General features: G+C 63.6%; 15 protein-coding genes. 8 read left to right on the forward strand and 7 right to left on the reverse strand.

Going from position 1 to position 14589, the window contains the following annotated elements; translation table 11 throughout:
• The first annotated feature begins 10 nt into the window (after positions 1 to 10).
• The 3 genes from VG99_RS02490 to VG99_RS02500 all read left to right on the forward strand — a co-directional run bounded on the left by VG99_RS02490 (position 11) and on the right by VG99_RS02500 (position 2544).
• Positions 11 to 667 carry a response regulator transcription factor gene (locus VG99_RS02490; RefSeq protein ID WP_044501384.1) on the forward strand — a complete coding sequence of 219 codons (657 nt, stop codon included), beginning with the start codon at positions 11 to 13 and terminating at the stop codon, positions 665 to 667.
• Between the two features lie 114 nt (positions 668 to 781).
• A complete protein-coding gene (locus VG99_RS02495) occupies positions 782 to 1156 on the forward strand; it encodes a periplasmic heavy metal sensor (RefSeq protein ID WP_044498170.1) in 375 nt (124 codons plus the stop codon).
• Positions 1157 to 1161: 5 nt separating this feature from the next.
• Positions 1162 to 2544: a HAMP domain-containing sensor histidine kinase gene (locus tag VG99_RS02500; RefSeq protein WP_052508667.1), complete on the forward strand. Its 1383-nt coding sequence runs from the start codon at positions 1162 to 1164 to the stop codon at positions 2542 to 2544.
• On the opposite strand, the gene VG99_RS02505 is transcribed toward VG99_RS02500, so the two are convergent.
• Positions 2469 to 3032 carry a nitroreductase family protein gene (locus tag VG99_RS02505; protein ID WP_044498171.1) on the reverse strand — a complete coding sequence of 188 codons (564 nt, stop codon included), beginning with the start codon at positions 3030 to 3032 and terminating at the stop codon, positions 2469 to 2471. The two genes, VG99_RS02500 and VG99_RS02505, sit on opposite strands and share 76 nt — an antisense overlap.
• Positions 3033 to 3120: 88 nt before the next feature.
• Here VG99_RS02505 and VG99_RS02510 point away from each other — a divergent pair, with 88 nt between their 5' ends.
• The 3 genes from VG99_RS02510 (at position 3121) to VG99_RS02520 (ending at position 5551) form a co-directional block, all read left to right on the forward strand.
• Positions 3121 to 3450 carry an Mpo1-like protein gene (locus tag VG99_RS02510; RefSeq protein WP_044498172.1) on the forward strand — a complete coding sequence of 110 codons (330 nt, stop codon included), beginning with the start codon at positions 3121 to 3123 and terminating at the stop codon, positions 3448 to 3450.
• 87 nt (positions 3451 to 3537) lie between these two features.
• On the forward strand, positions 3538 to 4104 hold the full coding sequence (locus tag VG99_RS02515) for an HD domain-containing protein (RefSeq protein ID WP_044498173.1): 567 nt from the start codon (positions 3538 to 3540) through the stop codon (positions 4102 to 4104).
• Between the two features lie 67 nt (positions 4105 to 4171).
• Positions 4172 to 5551, forward strand: a complete 1380-nt coding sequence (locus VG99_RS02520) for an adenylate/guanylate cyclase domain-containing protein (RefSeq protein WP_044498174.1) — start codon at positions 4172 to 4174, stop codon at positions 5549 to 5551.
• Positions 5552 to 5621: 70 nt separating this feature from the next.
• Here the strand turns inward: VG99_RS02520 and VG99_RS02525 are convergent, their stop codons facing one another.
• Entirely contained in the window at positions 5622 to 6440 is an 819-nt protein-coding gene (locus VG99_RS02525; protein ID WP_044498175.1) for a UDP-2,3-diacylglucosamine diphosphatase, read from the reverse strand.
• Between the two features lie 180 nt (positions 6441 to 6620).
• Here VG99_RS02525 and VG99_RS02530 point away from each other — a divergent pair, with 180 nt between their 5' ends.
• The gene (locus VG99_RS02530; protein ID WP_044498176.1) at positions 6621 to 8816 is read left to right on the forward strand and encodes a patatin-like phospholipase family protein; all 2196 of its coding nucleotides are present in this window, start codon (positions 6621 to 6623) and stop codon (positions 8814 to 8816) included.
• A gap of 177 nt (positions 8817 to 8993) precedes the next feature.
• On the opposite strand, the gene recQ is transcribed toward VG99_RS02530, so the two are convergent.
• Entirely contained in the window at positions 8994 to 11123 is a 2130-nt protein-coding gene (gene recQ / locus VG99_RS02535) for a DNA helicase RecQ (RefSeq protein WP_044498177.1), read from the reverse strand.
• A gap of 168 nt (positions 11124 to 11291) precedes the next feature.
• Here recQ and VG99_RS02540 point away from each other — a divergent pair, with 168 nt between their 5' ends.
• Complete coding sequence (locus tag VG99_RS02540; RefSeq protein ID WP_044498178.1) at positions 11292 to 11882, forward strand: UPF0149 family protein; 591 nt, start codon at positions 11292 to 11294, stop codon at positions 11880 to 11882.
• A gap of 56 nt (positions 11883 to 11938) precedes the next feature.
• Here VG99_RS02540 and VG99_RS02545 read toward each other — a convergent pair whose 3' ends face one another.
• From VG99_RS02545 to VG99_RS02560, 4 genes are all read right to left on the reverse strand, one after another.
• Positions 11939 to 12586 carry a DsbA family protein gene (locus VG99_RS02545; protein ID WP_044498179.1) on the reverse strand — a complete coding sequence of 216 codons (648 nt, stop codon included), beginning with the start codon at positions 12584 to 12586 and terminating at the stop codon, positions 11939 to 11941.
• A 23-nt stretch (positions 12587 to 12609) separates the two neighbouring features.
• Positions 12610 to 13551 (reverse strand): oxygen-dependent tRNA uridine(34) hydroxylase TrhO, encoded by a 942-nt coding sequence (gene trhO, locus VG99_RS02550; RefSeq protein ID WP_044498180.1) that lies wholly within the window; start codon positions 13549 to 13551, stop codon positions 12610 to 12612.
• 88 nt (positions 13552 to 13639) lie between these two features.
• A complete protein-coding gene (locus VG99_RS02555) occupies positions 13640 to 13945 on the reverse strand; it encodes a BolA family protein (RefSeq protein ID WP_044498181.1) in 306 nt (101 codons plus the stop codon).
• Positions 13946 to 14016: 71 nt separating this feature from the next.
• Positions 14017 to 14523 carry a DUF2059 domain-containing protein gene (locus VG99_RS02560; protein ID WP_044498182.1) on the reverse strand — a complete coding sequence of 169 codons (507 nt, stop codon included), beginning with the start codon at positions 14521 to 14523 and terminating at the stop codon, positions 14017 to 14019.
• Positions 14524 to 14589 lie beyond the last annotated feature (66 nt).

Genomic DNA, 14589 nt, shown 5'->3' on the forward strand with positions numbered 1-14589 from the left:
GGCGATCCTGATGATCGACGACGACCAGGAACTCTGCGAACTGCTGGGTTCCTGGTTGGCGGCAGAGGGCTTCACCCTGACCAGCGTGCATGATGGGCCCGCTGGCCTGGACGCGGCGCGCAACGGCAGCTTCGGCGCCATCGTCCTGGACATGATGCTGCCGGGCATGAACGGGCTGGAGGTGCTGCGCGCGCTGCGCCCCACCTGCAATACGCCCCTGTTGATGCTCAGCGCCCGGGGCGAACCGGTGGATCGCATCCTCGGCCTGGAGCTGGGCGCCGACGACTATCTGGCCAAACCCTGTGACCCGCGGGAGCTGGTAGCGCGCCTGCGGGCCCTGCTGCGGCGCGCCACACCGGCGACCGACGAAGCGCAACTACAGGTAGGCGACCTGCGCCTGGACAGTACCAGCCTGATGGCCTGGCGGGGCGAGGAGTTGCTTGCACTGACCCAGACCGAGGCCCTGATCCTGCGCGAGTTACTGGAACGGCCGGGGCAACTGATCGACCGCCAGCAATTGTCGCGCCAGGCCCTGGGCAAGCCGCTCGGCCCACATGATCGCAGCCTGGACATGCACATGAGCAATCTGCGCCGCAAACTCGGCGCCCATGGAGATGGCCGCCCGCGCATCCAGTCCATCCGCGGGCGGGGCTATCTGTACAGTTGAGGCGCTGATCTTTACACAGCCTTTACCCCGCGCCGGCCCTCGTTGACACCACCGCAACTAGACTGGATACCAATGGCCGGACCTACCGGTCATCTGCAACCCAGGAGATTACCCATGAAAAAGACACTGATGGCAGGCCTGTTCGCCCTTACCACCGCCGCAGCTTCCGTAGCACTTGCCATGCCCGGCATGGACGGTGACATGCGCAAGCATCATGACCGGCACATGGAGCGGATCGCCACCGAGCTGCAACTGACCGCGGAGCAACAGGAGCAACTGCGCGCCGTACACGAAGAGCACTTCGAGAAAATGAAGGCCCTGCATGAAGACAAGCAGGAACGCGTAGAAGCCATCCTCACCGCCGAGCAGCGCCAGAAGATGCAGGAGCTGCACGAGGAAAAGCGCGAGAAGATGAAAAAGCACATGGAGCAGCGCAAGGAGCGTAACAGCGACAAGCGCGACGCCACCAGCGCCACTGACGCCAGCTGATCCGCATGCGGCTGTTCTGGAAGGTCTTCGCCGTCCTCTGGCTCGCCACCCTGCTGGTGGGCGGCTCGGGCTTCCTGATCAGCCGCGCCTTGCAACAGGACTGGCTGCTGCTGCAGTTCCATCCCAAACTGCGGGACTTCAGCGAGCAGCTGGTCACCCTGTATGAACAGAACCCGGCCGCTGCCCAGCAGTGGCTGGAGGATCAGCGCCGCCAGCACCGGCTGCGGGCACAATTGTTCGATGCCCAGGGCCAGCGCCTGATCGAAGGCACCCTGCCCACCCTGCCGCGGTTCGACATCCCGGTTCAGGGCGAGCCGGAGCGCACCCGCCATGGGCGGCTGTTCCAGCTGGGCTGGGATTCGGCCCAGGCCCAATATCAATTGTTGTTGCACGTGCCGGCGCCGGAGCTGTTCCGCTGGCAACACACTCCCTTTGCCCTGTTCACCAATATCAGCATCGCGATGCTGTTGTTGGCGCTGGTCAGCCTGCTGCTCAGCCGTTATCTGACCGGCCCGCTGCGCAAACTGGGCGTTGCCGCCCAGGATCTGGCGCAGGGCCGCTTCGATGACCAGACCCTGGGCAACATCGGTCAGCGCCGCGACGAGATCGGCGAACTGTCCCGCCGCTTCCAGAGCATGGGCACCCGGGTGCAGAGCCTGCTCGACAGTCAGAACCAGTTGATGCGCGATATCTCCCATGAGTTGCGCTCGCCCCTGGCCCGCCTGCGCATCGGCCTGGCGCTGGGGAGCAAGCAGGGGCTGGCGGTCGGTGATCCACTCTGGACTCGGCTGGACCACGAATGCAGCCGGCTCGACAGCCTGATCGGCGATATTCTCACCCTCAGCCGGCTGGACGCCCAGGACGTGCCGCGCGAACGCGTCGACCTGGATCAACTGGTGGCCGACGTTGTGGCGGACGCCCGCTTCGCCGCCACCGACCAGCGCCTGGAAATCCAGGGGAGCACGGAGTGCCAACTCCAGGGCTGGCCCGAGCAACTGGCCAGCGCGCTGGATAATCTGCTGCGCAACGCCCTGCGCTTCTCACCCAACGGTGGACTGATCCGCGTCGCCCTGTCCAGCGGGGCCCAGGGCTGCGTCATCCGGGTGATGGACCAGGGGGCCGGTGTACCGGAGGATTGGCTCGAGCGCCTCGGCGAGCCCTTTGTGCGGGTGCCCGGCCAGCCGGCGGACAGCGGCCATGGGCTGGGCCTGGCGATTGCCCGCCGCGCGGTGGTACGCCATGGCGGCACGCTCAGTTTCAGCCAGGGTGAAACGGGCGGTCTATGCGCGCAGATCCAGCTGCCCTGCCCCCGTCAGGCCTCCGGCCAACGCTGGAAGAAGTCGCGGGAATCCATTACCGGTATTGACCTCGGCCCGCCCAGCGCCTGACCCAGATAGAGATAGGCGATGATCTTTTCGTGCGACTGCAGACCCAGGCCCTCGCGGATTATCGGATCGTAGGCCGGCTCGCCGGTTCGCCACACGGCACCCAGCCCCTGGGCGTGGGCAGCCACCAGCATGTTGCCGACGGCGACCGCGCACGACATGTCCTGCTCGAGCGCCGGCACCTTCGGATGATTCTTCGGACTGCTGATAGCCACGATGATCATCGGCGCGCGCTGCGGCAGGCTGGGCGCACGCAGCACCTCCGCTGCGTTGGGATCGCCGACCCGGGCCAGCGCCCCGGCGGCAAAGAGCTCACCCAGCCGCTCCAGCCCCTGCCCCTCCAACACGAGGAAGCGCCAGGGGCGCAGCCGGGCATGATCCGGTGCTCGCAGCGCCGCCTGGAACAGCGCTTCCAACTGATCGGCGGTGGGCGCCGGGCCCGTCAAACGCGGCTCGGAAACCCGCTTGTGCAATGCGGTCAGTGCATCCATTATCATCCACTCCAGCAAATATGATTGCCGGGATGATAACAAAACCGCTCACTGGACCCGCCCAACCATAACAACAAGGGAGAACCGCATGGCTTCCACCGATACCAACAACCAGAACCGCGAATTCAACTCCTTCGCCGAGTTCTATCCGTTCTATCTCAGCGAACACAGCAATGACACCAGCCGGCGCCTGCACTACGTGGGCAGCACCCTGGTCCTGCTGATCCTGCTCTGGGCCCTGGTCAGCGGCAATTTCTGGTGGTTGCTGGCCCTGCCGGTGGCCGGCTACGGTTTTGCCTGGGTCGGGCATTTCTTCTTCGAAAAAAATCGCCCCGCTACCTTCAAATATCCGCTGTACAGCTTTCTCGGCGATTGGGTGATGCTCAAGGACATGCTCACCGGGCGCATCCGCTTCTGAGGCGGCACATTGTCGAGTGGCCGACAGTTTGCTACACCGGCGCCGGTGTAGCATCGGCGGACAACGATAATTACCGGAGACCATGCCATGAGCGAACAGCGCGCCCGCTTCCGCGCCATGCAGGAAGGTACCGCCGAAGACTGGGGCCTTATTTCCAGCCACTTCCGCCCCTTCGCCAAGCAACTGCCAGACCGTATTCTCACCCATCTGCAACTGCTGGACGGCGACTTTGGCGGCTTTCCCATCGACCGGTTGCAGCATTCCCTGCAAACGGCCACCCGTGCGCACCGGGACGGGCGTGACGAGGAGTACGTGGTCTGCGCGCTGTTGCATGATATCGGCGACACCCTGGGCACCTACAACCACCCGGATATTGCCGCCGCCATGCTCAAGCCCTTCGTGTCTGCGGAGAATCTCTGGATGGTCGAGAAACACGGCGTGTTCCAGGGGTATTACTTCTTCCATCACCTGGGGATGGATCGCCATCTGCGCGACCAGTTCAAGGATCACCCGCTGTATCAGCGCACCGCCGAATTCTGCGCGCTGTACGACGCACCGGCCTTCGACCCCGATTACCCGACCGAGCCCCTGAGCTTTTTCGAGCCCATGCTGCGGCGGGTATTTGCCCGCCCGCGGGAGTCCATGTACGCCTGAGCTTTTCAGCGCCACACTTGCAGACTATGATCGGTCTGGCACACATCAGGCCAGGGACAGACTGATCATGACATTGGAACACCGCGTCCAACCCGTACGCCCACCTCTGGAGGGTTACTACTCCAGGGTGATGGCCTATTTCTGCGTCAGTATCATTTTCAGTGCTATCGCCTATGAACAGGGTCTGACCGTTCTCACCGGCGGCGTGATCGCCTATTCCTTGACGTACCCGCACCTGATGCGCCTGCTGGCAGAGCACGGGCGCAAATCGGGCAGGCAAAACCTTCCCCTGGTGTTGCTGGCGCTGGACGCCGTGCATGCGGGCATCTTCATCACCCTGTGCCAGTTCAGCATGATTCCCAGCCTGGTGCTGGTACTGCTCATCAGTTTTGCCAGCACCATCACCGGCGGGCCGCTGTACCTGTTCGTCGCCAGCCTGCTGACCCTGGCGGGATGCATGCTGTCGGCGGCCATCCTCACACCGGCGCCGCAGTTTGTCAGCAGCCCGCTTGTGGCGTTCACCAGCCTGGTGACCGGCGGCGCGTTCACGGTGACCATCGCGGCCTTCGTCTATCGTCAGGGTCGACGTCTGGAGCACGCCCAGCACGTGATCCGCGCCGAGCAGGCAAAAACCACGGAGCTGGCCAGTGATCTGGCCAAATATCTGTCGCCCCAGGTTTGGGAGTCGATCTTCTCCGGCAATCAGCGCGTCACCCTGGAGACCCATCGCAAGAAGCTGACGATATTCTTCTCCGATATCCGCGGCTTCACCGAGCTGGCCGAGGAAATGGAAGCCGAGGCGCTGACCGACCTGCTCAACAACTACCTCAACGAGATGGCCCGCATCGCCCTGCAGCATGGCGGCACCATCGACAAGTTCATGGGTGACAGCGTCATGGTGTTCTTCGGCGACCCGGTCAGCCGTGGTGCCAAGCAGGATGCCGAAGCCGCGGTGTCCATGGCCATCGCCATGCGCAAGCACATGAAGGTGCTGCGTCAGCAGTGGCGCAGCCAGGGCATCACCCGCCCCCTAGAAATCCGCATGGGACTGAGTACCGGTTATTGCACCGTCGGCAATTTCGGTGCCGACATGCGCATGGATTACACCATCATCGGTCGCGAGGTGAACCTGGCCAGCCGCCTGGAAAGCGCCGCCGAGGCCGGTGAGATCCTCATCCCCCACGAGACCTGGTCGCTGATCAAGGACCTGATCATGTGCCGCGACAAGGGGCGCATCGAGGTCAAGGGGTTCAGCCGCCCGGTGCAGATTTACCAGGTGGTGGGCCTGCGGCGGGACCTGGGGGCAGCGCCGACCTTCGTCGAGCACGAACTGCCGGGCTTTTCCATGTACCTGGATACCAACGGCATCCGCAACTATGACAAGGACGACATTGTCCGGGCGCTGGAGCTGGCGGCGCGCAAGTTGCGGGACAAGGTCATCATCTGAAGCTTCAAGCGGCAAGTTTCAAGCGGCAGGCTGGCCGCGCGGGTGGCGAGCCGCGGCTTGCTTCGGCCGGTTAGGCGACTTCCGGCACGCTTTGTGTCACCGGGTTAACGGCTGGGGATGGGTCGGCTTCGCTCCATTGGTACTGGGTAATGGTGCCGTCCCAGTGCTCGATCAGTGCCGTGCAGGATTCTACCCAGTCGCCGCAATTGTGATAACTGATGCCGTTCACTTCGCGGATTTCGGCGTGGTGGATATGTCCACAGACCACGCCCTGAAGGTCGCGCTTGCGGCATTCGTGGGCGAGGGCCTGCTCGAATTCACTGATGAAATTCACCGCTTTCTTCACCCGGTGCTTGAGATAGCCGGACAGTGACCAGTAGCCGTAGCCCCAGCGGCTGCGCCAGTAATTCAACCACCGGTTCAAGCGCAGGCTGAATTCGTAGGCGTGGTCGCCGAGGAAGGCCAGCCAACGGTGGCAGCGGGTAATGACATCGAACTGATCGCCGTGGATGACCAGCAGCTTCCTGCCGTCGGCGGTCTGGTGCACGGCCTCGTCCACCAGCAGGATGTTGCCGATATTGAAGGTGGCATAGCGGCGCAGGAACTCGTCGTGATTACCGGTGACGTAGGTCACCCGGGTGCCGCGCTTGCTCAGCGTCAGGAGGCGGCGGATGACATTGGTGTGGGACTGTGGCCAGTACATGCTCTTGCGCAGCCGCCAGCCATCAATGATGTCGCCAACCAGGTACAACTGGTCGCACTCATACCCGTTGAGAAAGTCTGCCAGTTTCTCCGCCTGGCAATCCCGGGTGCCCAGATGCACATCGGAAATCCAGATGGTACGCACCCGCTGCCTGCCCACTGCCGAGAAATCTTCCGCCTGAGTCATCTGTCGTTCCCCTGATCGCTGCGGTCAAGCTAGCGCCTGCAGATGTCCGCCTGATTACGCCCCGGTGACCGCCAGATGACAGCAGCCGCTGTGCTGGCTGCCGGCAGGGCAAAACCGCCGCCATGTCGTATACAATGTGTCGTCGATTCGCTCCTCCTTGCTCAACATTCAGGCTTCGCCATGTTCAGATCCATTGTCCTGTTCCTGCTGGTGCTGCTGCCGGCGCTGTCCCTGGCCCAGCCCGCCCCCTCCGCCGACGGCATCCGTACCGGTCTGGTACTGTCCGGCGGCGGCGCCCGCGGCCTGGCGCACATTGGTGTGCTCAAGCAGATCGAGGAGCTGAATATCCCAATTCATGCCATCGCCGGCACCAGCATGGGGGCAGTCATCGGCGGCCTCTACGCCGCCGGCTACAGCGCCGATGAGCTGAAGCAGATTGCGCTGGAAACCGACTGGCCCGCCGCGCTGAGCGACTCGCCCCAGCGCGAGGACATCCCCTACCGGCGCAAGCAGGACGATAGGGACTTTCTGGTCAAGCAACGACTGAGCTTCAAGGATGGCAAGCTCAGCTTCCCCCTCGGTATCCTGCAGGGCCAGAACCTCGGGCTGATATTGGAAAGCCTGCTGGTGCATACCAACGATATCGACGACTTCGACCGACTGCCGATTCCCTTCCGCGCGGTAGCCACCGATATCGCCACCGGCGATGCCGTGGTCTTCAAGAGCGGCCACCTGCCCCAGGCTATCCGCGCCAGTATCGGCCTGCCCGGCTTTTTTGCTCCGGTAATGGTCGACGGTCGCATGCTGGTGGACGGCGTGCTATCGAAGAACCTGCCGGTGGACGTGGCGCGGGAAATGGGCGTGGACCGGGTCATCGTGGTGGACATCGCCACCCCGCTGAAACCCGCCGAGGAGATGACCACCATCCTCGACATCATGGACCAGACCACCACCCTGCTGACCCGTAACAACACCCAGGAACAGCTGGCTACCCTGACCGACGCGGATATGCTGCTGCAGCCCGAACTGGGCAGTATCGCCTTCAGCAGCTTCGCCGAGGCAGATGCGGCCATCGCCGCCGGCGCCGAGAGTCTGCTGCAATCTCCGGCCCTGCATGCTTTCGCCCGTCCGGCCAGCCTGCAACAGCCGGGCGGCAACCTGGCCAGCAACCGCCCCCACCGCCAACCGATCATCCATGACATCCAGGTGATCAACAGCGGCAAGGTGGCCGACCAGGTGGTGCGCAGCATGGTCCGCCAGGAGCTTGGGGAACCGCTGAATCCCAGCCACCTGGCCAAGGACATGGGCACCATCTACGGCACCGACTACTTCAGCCAGGTGAATTACGAGATTCTCCACGAAGGCGACCGCAACACCCTGCTGATCCGCACCAGCGGGCGGGAAACCGGCACCGATTACCTGCGCCTGGGACTGAACCTGGTGGACGATTTCGAGGGTGGCAGCCAGTTCACCATCGGCGCCAGCTTCCGGGTCAATGGCGTCAACCCGCTGGGCGCCGAGTGGCTGACCCGCCTGCAACTGGGGGAACACCAGCAGCTGTACAGCGAGTTCTACCAACCGCTGGACTACGGTTCCCGTTATTTCCTGGCGCCCTTCATCGATGCCGAAGCCCGTAACGTCGAGGTCATCATGGACAACGACCCGGTCGCCGACTATCGCCAGCAGCGCTATGGGACGGGTATCAATTTCGGCCGGCAGATCGCCAACAACGGTGAGGTGCGGTTTGGGCTGTCGCGGTACTGGGGCGAATCCGAGATCCGCGTGGGCGACCCCGAGCAGCCCACCCTCGATTTCGACGAAGCCTTCTATTCCCTGCAGGTTGATCGCGACACCCTGGATAACGTCAACTTCCCCCGCGCCGGCGATGCGGCGCGCATCCTCTGGCGCCACTCCGAACCGGATCTGGGCGCCGATGAACGCTACCAGCAACTGGAAATACGGGCCAACAAGGCCTTTGCCTTCGGGGCCAACAGCTTCCAGATCGGCGCCTCCCTCGGGCGCACCGACAGTGACGTCGACGTGGCCCAGAGCAGCTTCCTGCTCGGCGGCCTCGGCGAGTTCTCCGGCTTCCGCGAAAATGGCGTCGCCGGGCAGAACTACAACCTGGCGCGGGTGGTCTATTATCGCCAGCTCAATCCCGGCAGCACGCCCCTGACCATGCCCATCTACCTGGGCGGCACCCTGGAGTATGGCCGGGTCTACAACAAGGGTGACGAGGCGCTGGACACGGGCTATATGGGCGCCGGCAGCCTGTTGCTGGGCATGGACACCTTCCTCGGCCCACTATTCTTCGGCGTGGGTGCCAACGAACAGGGCGAGCGGGCGCTGTATATGAATTTGGGGCAGACGTTCTAGCCGCTACGGCAACGCTGTTTATCTGGGGGATGGCCCATTTGCTGGGTGCGTGCGAGGACAGGCTGGCCTACAGGTTTGTGCCGACACGCCGTGAATACGTCCCTGTAGGCCAGCCCGCCCGTCCAGTCCGTTCAGTTGCTCGGCACATCCGTTATATTTCCGGACGGCCCCTTCCGGTCAGCCGCTGATCTCCAGCACCAGCGCGGCGCGAATGCACTGCAACACGCCCTCTTCCACCGGTTCATCCAGCTCCTGCGCTACGGTGCGTACGCCGGGCAGGTCTTCTTCCGCTTCGTTGAGAAACAGGTCCTGGACGCGTTCCAGCTGGCCTGGCGGCAGGTCAATGGCCTGATGCAGTTCGATCTGGCCGGTACTGATCGCCTGGGCCAGCTTCTGGTATACCTGGCGGATCGGCAGACCGGTCTGCCGGGCGATCTGCTGCGCTTCCATGCCCGCCTGGGCCAGGGCCTGGACTTCATGGGCCTGGTGGACCGGCGCTGGCGATGGGCTGTCGCCGTCATCCAGCAGTACCTGCAGGAAATCCGCGCCGTAGCGCTCCAGCTTGTGTGCCCCGATACCGCTGACCAGCGCCATGTCCTGCAGGGTGGTGGGCCGCTGCCGCAACATGTCCACCAGCGTCGAGTCGGCGAATACCACATAGGGCGGTACGCCGTGGGCTTCGGCCAGGCGCTTGCGCAGCGCGCGCAGGTTTTCCCACAGCGCCTTGTCCGCCTCGGCAATCACCGGCTTGTCGCTCGACCGTCCGGGAATGGATGTGGAGCGGGACACGTCCTTGCGCAGGGCCAGGGACTCCTCGCCGCGGAGCAGCGGGCGGCAACTGTCCGACAGGCGCAGGCTGCCGAAGCCATCGAGATCGATTTCCGCCAGGCCGCGGGCAATCAACTGGCGGAATACCGAACGCCAATCCTGCTCGCTCAGCTTCTTGCCGATACCGTAGGTGGACAGGTGCTGGTGACCAGCAGTGCGGATCTTCTCGTTGTCCCGGCCGAGCAGGATATCCACCAGGTGCCCCACGCCATAGCGCTGGCCGCTGCGATAGATGGTCGATAGTGCCATGCGCGCGGCTTCACTGCCGTCCCAGGTCGCCACGGGCTCCTGGCAGTTGTCGCAATTGCCACAGGGCTCCTCGAGGATGTCGCCGAAGTAGCCCAGCAGCGACTGGCGTCGACAGGTCGTGATCTCGCATAGCGCGAGCATGGCATCGAGCTTGTGCCGCTCAATACGCTTGTGCCGTTCGTCGCCCTCGGAATTGGCCATGATCTGGTTGAGCATGAGTACGTCCTGCAGGCCGTAGGCCATCCAGGCATCCGCCGGCAGGCCATCACGACCGGCGCGACCGGTTTCCTGGTAGTAGGCCTCAATGCTCTTGGGCAGGTCCAGGTGGGCGACGAAGCGCACATTGGATTTATCGATCCCCATGCCGAAGGCGATGGTCGCCACCATGATCAGCCCCTCTTCGTTGAGGAAGCGCTTCTGGTTGCTGGCCCGCAGTTCCGCGGACAGCCCGGCGTGGTAGGGCAACGCCGGCCAACCCTGGTCGCTGAGCCATTGGGCGGTGTCCTCGACCTTCTTTCGCGACAGGCAGTAGACGATGCCGGCATTGCCGCGCTGGCCCTTGAGGAACTCCTGCAGCTGCTGACGCGGGCGGTCCTTGGGCACGATGCGGTAGAAGATATTCGGCCGATCGAAGCCGGAAACGAAACGACGCGCCTGCTCCAGTCGCAGCCGCTGGGCGATTTCCTCCCGGGTGCGCTCATCCGCGGTGGCCGTGAGCGCCATGCGCGGCGCGCCCGGGAACAGTTCCGCCAGCTGACCCATTTGCAGGTATTCCGGACGGAAGTCATGCCCCCACTGGGACACGCAGTGCGCCTCGTCGATGGCGAACAGGGCGATCTCGAGGTTCTGCAGAAAATGCAGGGTGCGCGGCTGGAGCAGGCGCTCCGGTGCCAGGTAGAGAAAATCCAGCTCGCCCTGGCGCAGCCGCTCGGCGATGTCGCGGCGGCCCGCCTCATCCAGGGTGGAGTTCAGTGCCGCGGCACGCAGGCCCAATTCATTGAGTGTGGCGACCTGGTCATCCATCAGCGCGATCAGTGGCGACACCACCACCGTGAGACCGTCGCGCAGCAGCCCCGGAATCTGGTAACACAGCGACTTGCCGCCGCCGGTGGGCATCAGGACCAGCGCGTCTCCGCCCGTCGCCACCTGATCAATGATGTCAGCCTGCTGCCCACGAAATTCGCCGTAGCCGAAAATGTCCCGCAGCCGCTGTAAGGCTTGCTCGCGCATGATTCTCCTTGCATGATTGCAGTCGGGCGGCCGCTATCGGCCTGGAAACGGCCGATTATATCAGCCCGGGTGAGATTCGCCGTGGTGAGCTTCGAGTATTGCCAATGCTTTGGCAAATATCCGGCCACGTGCGTACAATGCTGACCATTATCCATGATGAGGTGTGCCATGTCCTTCGCCGACCAACTCGAGCGCCTGCAGCAGTTTCTCGATGCTGACGATCTGCACGATGAAGCTCTCGATTACCTTGCCGGGCATGGTTATCTGACCGCCCTGTCCATCAGCCCGGTTGAGGTGCCCGAACAGGAATGGATGTTCGAGCTCTTTGCCGAAGAGCCGAAGTACACCGACGACGCCCAGAAGACCGATATCGAAAACACCCTGCGTGAGCTCAAGGCGTTGATCGAACGTATCCTGGCCAGCGATGAAGACCTGGAGCCGCCGTGTGAGCTGACGCTGGGTGACGAACCTGACCTGTCCGATCTGCGCAGCTGGTGCGTGGGCTTCCTGGAAGGCGTGTTCCTCCGCGAGGAAGACTGGTTCGCCCAGGATGAGGAAACCGTCAGCGAGCTGCTGCTGCCGATCATGGTCGGTTCCGGCCTGTTCGAGGACCAGCCGGAATTCGCCGAGATTGCCAAGGATGAGGAAATGGTCCAGGACATGCTCGACCATATCCCCGATGTGCTGACCCAGCTCTACCTGCTGTTCCAGGCTCCGGAAGAAAAGGCCCGGCCGGCCCTGCTCGACCCGCGTCACTGATCGGCGCCGCAGAAAAGCCCCGCCCTGCCACCCGGCACGGCGGGGCTTTTTTTCGTTCAGGCGCTCTCCGCGCCCCCGGTCGTCTCCCCCGCCGCCACCCAACGGGCCAGCAAGGAAACTACCCGGTCAACCGGCTGATAGCCATTGCAAAGCAGCGCCAGCATACCGTTACGCTCGGCCAGCAAGGTTGGAAAACCGCTGATCCCCAGCCCCCCAGCCCAGGCAAAGTCGCCCGCCACCTCGGCATGGGCAGCTGCGCTGACGAAGGCCGCCTGGAATGCCTCCCGGGCAAAGCCCACGCGCTCCGCCAGATTGAGCAATGCAGACCCCTGGGTCACGTCCATCGCCTGGGTGTAGAACGCCTCCTGCACCAGCCTGACCAGCGGCCAGGCCCGCGCCGCGTCCAGCTGCCGGGCGACCACCAATGCCCGGCAAGCCGGCTCGGTGTTGTAGATGAAGCCGGCCGGTAACGCATCCGGGGTCAACAACGGTTGTCCGCTGACTTCGCCGACGGCCGACCAGTGCTCGGCCAAGGCCCGCCGGGTGCTGTCCTGCAGCGGGTCGGTGACCCCGGGGCGCAGGCCACCGGCGACCAGGTGCAGCGGCAAGCCGGGGAAGGCCTGCCCGATGGCGTCGACAACCGGGGCGAAACCCCAGCACCAGGAACACATGGGGTCCATCACATAGATCAGGCGCTGGGACATGGGTCCGCCTTGTTCAGGTTGGATTATTTGGCGTTGGGCGTTGCCAGTTCCTGCGGCAGACCGATGGGGTGCGGCTGGTTGCGCACCTTGGCCAGTTGGATCTGCCGCTGGCGCTCCTCGGCGCGGCGCCGGGTTTTCTCCGGCAGGCTAGCATAGCAGTGCGGGCAGCTGATGCCTTCTTCGTACTGCGGCGAGGCCATGTCTTCGGCCGACACCGGATGGCGACAGGCGTGGCACTGGTCGAAGGAGCCCGGTGCCAGGTCATGGCGTACGGTAACGCGGTTATCGAACACGAAGCACTCGCCGTTCCACTTGCTCTGCTCGGCCGGCACTTCCTCGAAGTATTTGAGAATGCCGCCCTTGAGGTGGTACACCTCATCGAAACCTTCCTTGAGCATGAAGCTGGACGCCTTCTCGCAGCGGATGCCGCCCGTGCAGAACATCGCGACCTTCTTGTGCTTCTGCGGATCGAACTGCTGGCGCACGTACTCGGGGAATTCACGGAAGGACTTGGTCTGCGGGTCGATGGCCCCTTCGAAGGTACCGATCGACACCTCATAGTCATTACGGGTGTCGATCAGCAGCACTTCCGGGTCGCTGATCAGGTCATTCCAGTCCTTCGGCTCAACATAGGTGCCCACCTTCTCGTTGGGGCTGATGCCAGGAATGCCGATGGTGACGATTTCCTTCTTGAGCTTGACCTTGGTGCGGTAGAAGGGCATTTCTTCGCAGTAGGACTCCTTCCAGTCCAGATCGCTCAGGCGCGGGTCGCGGCGCAACCAGTCCAGCAGCGCGGCGGTGCCTTCCCGGCTGCCCGCCACGGTGCCATTGATCCCTTCCAGCGCCAGCAACAGTGTGCCCTTGACGCCGTTGGCGGTCATGGTATCCAGCAGGGGCTGACGCAGGGCTTCGAAATCTTCCAGGGTGACGAACTTGTACAGTGCCACCACGACAATATTGGACATGCGGTTCCTCTTTTCGGTAATCGCCCACGTAAAGGGCGCACTTTGGGGGCGCAAGTCTAACAAAGTTGCCGGCCGACCGGCAGGCAGATTATCGGCCGCCGCCCAGGCAGTCGGGTGAGGTCGGCGCCAGGCCACTGGCCTGCCACTCGGCGGGGGTATAGGTGTGCAGGGCCAGCGCATGGATCTGCTGCATCAGGTTGCCCACTGCACGGTAGACCGCCTGGTGGCGCTTTACCGCGTTCAGCCCCTCGAACTCGTCACTGACGATCACCAGCTTGAAATGCGACTCCGAACCGGGCGGCACGGCGTGCATATAGCTCTCGTTAACCAGTTCCAGATGAACCGGGGCCAGGCTCTGTAACGCCTGTTCCAATGCTGCCTGGGTGGTGCTCATGGCTTGTCTCCTTGGTTGATGGCGCCATTGTATCGAGGTCCTCGGCCCCGGTCAGCCACCGGCCGCCCGGGCTAACGCAACCCCGCCTGCTGCTGCTCGAGCTCCGCCTCCATCTCCGTCACCAGCCGCTCCAACTGCGGCGAGACCTGTTGCTCGACCCGCTCCCGGGTGATGGCCATGGAATCCCGGGTCAGCTCCGGCAGATGCTGCATCAGCTTGCTGCCCGCGGGCGAGCTGTAGAATGCCGCCAGTTGCTTGAATTCCGCCTCGGTGAACACCGGTGTATAGAGCTCGATGAGCTCGTCACGGATGGCCTCCCAGCTGAGCTGCGCGTCCAGTACCTTGCGCGCTTGCTGCTGGTAATCGTTGAGGATCGCCTCGTACTGCCGGGAGCCTCCTGCCTGACCGAAACGGGCAGTCAGCGCCTGCTCGACCTGGGTGTACACAGGCGCGGTCATGCCTTCGGCATTGGCGAGCTTGAGGAAGCGTTCGGCCGCAGCCCGGTGCGACCCTTCATCAGCCTGGGCCGTGGCGGCCAGGAACCCGCAGCAAATCATGAAGGCCGGTAGCAGACGCATGGCAGGAACTCCGGTGGGTGAATGGGCACCTATACTGGCAGGTCAGAAATCCATCAGCAATGAGGG

Origin of the sequence: Pseudomonas saudimassiliensis, from assembly GCF_000939975.1 — a bacterium.
Classification (GTDB): Bacteria; Pseudomonadota; Gammaproteobacteria; order Pseudomonadales; family Pseudomonadaceae; genus Halopseudomonas; species Halopseudomonas saudimassiliensis.

Excerpts from the sequence above, each read along its gene's own strand:
- VG99_RS02560 (WP_044498182.1), bottom strand. The coding sequence starts at position 14,523 with ATGCGTCTGCTACCGGCCTTCATGATTTGCTGCGGGTTCCTGGCCGCC.
- VG99_RS02520 (WP_044498174.1), top strand. The coding sequence starts at position 4,172 with ATGACATTGGAACACCGCGTCCAACCCGTACGCCCACCTCTGGAGGGT.
- VG99_RS02495 (WP_044498170.1), top strand. The coding sequence starts at position 782 with ATGAAAAAGACACTGATGGCAGGCCTGTTCGCCCTTACCACCGCCGCA.
- VG99_RS02510 (WP_044498172.1), top strand. The coding sequence starts at position 3,121 with ATGGCTTCCACCGATACCAACAACCAGAACCGCGAATTCAACTCCTTC.
- VG99_RS02555 (WP_044498181.1), bottom strand. The coding sequence starts at position 13,945 with ATGAGCACCACCCAGGCAGCATTGGAACAGGCGTTACAGAGCCTGGCC.
- VG99_RS02490 (WP_044501384.1), top strand. The coding sequence starts at position 11 with ATGATCGACGACGACCAGGAACTCTGCGAACTGCTGGGTTCCTGGTTG.
- VG99_RS02505 (WP_044498171.1), bottom strand. The coding sequence starts at position 3,032 with ATGGATGCACTGACCGCATTGCACAAGCGGGTTTCCGAGCCGCGTTTG.
- recQ (WP_044498177.1), bottom strand. The coding sequence starts at position 11,123 with ATGCGCGAGCAAGCCTTACAGCGGCTGCGGGACATTTTCGGCTACGGC.
- VG99_RS02525 (WP_044498175.1), bottom strand. The coding sequence starts at position 6,440 with ATGACTCAGGCGGAAGATTTCTCGGCAGTGGGCAGGCAGCGGGTGCGT.
- trhO (WP_044498180.1), bottom strand. The coding sequence starts at position 13,551 with ATGTCCAATATTGTCGTGGTGGCACTGTACAAGTTCGTCACCCTGGAA.
- VG99_RS02515 (WP_044498173.1), top strand. The coding sequence starts at position 3,538 with ATGAGCGAACAGCGCGCCCGCTTCCGCGCCATGCAGGAAGGTACCGCC.
- VG99_RS02530 (WP_044498176.1), top strand. The coding sequence starts at position 6,621 with ATGTTCAGATCCATTGTCCTGTTCCTGCTGGTGCTGCTGCCGGCGCTG.
- VG99_RS02540 (WP_044498178.1), top strand. The coding sequence starts at position 11,292 with ATGTCCTTCGCCGACCAACTCGAGCGCCTGCAGCAGTTTCTCGATGCT.
- VG99_RS02500 (WP_052508667.1), top strand. The coding sequence starts at position 1,162 with ATGCGGCTGTTCTGGAAGGTCTTCGCCGTCCTCTGGCTCGCCACCCTG.
- VG99_RS02545 (WP_044498179.1), bottom strand. The coding sequence starts at position 12,586 with ATGTCCCAGCGCCTGATCTATGTGATGGACCCCATGTGTTCCTGGTGC.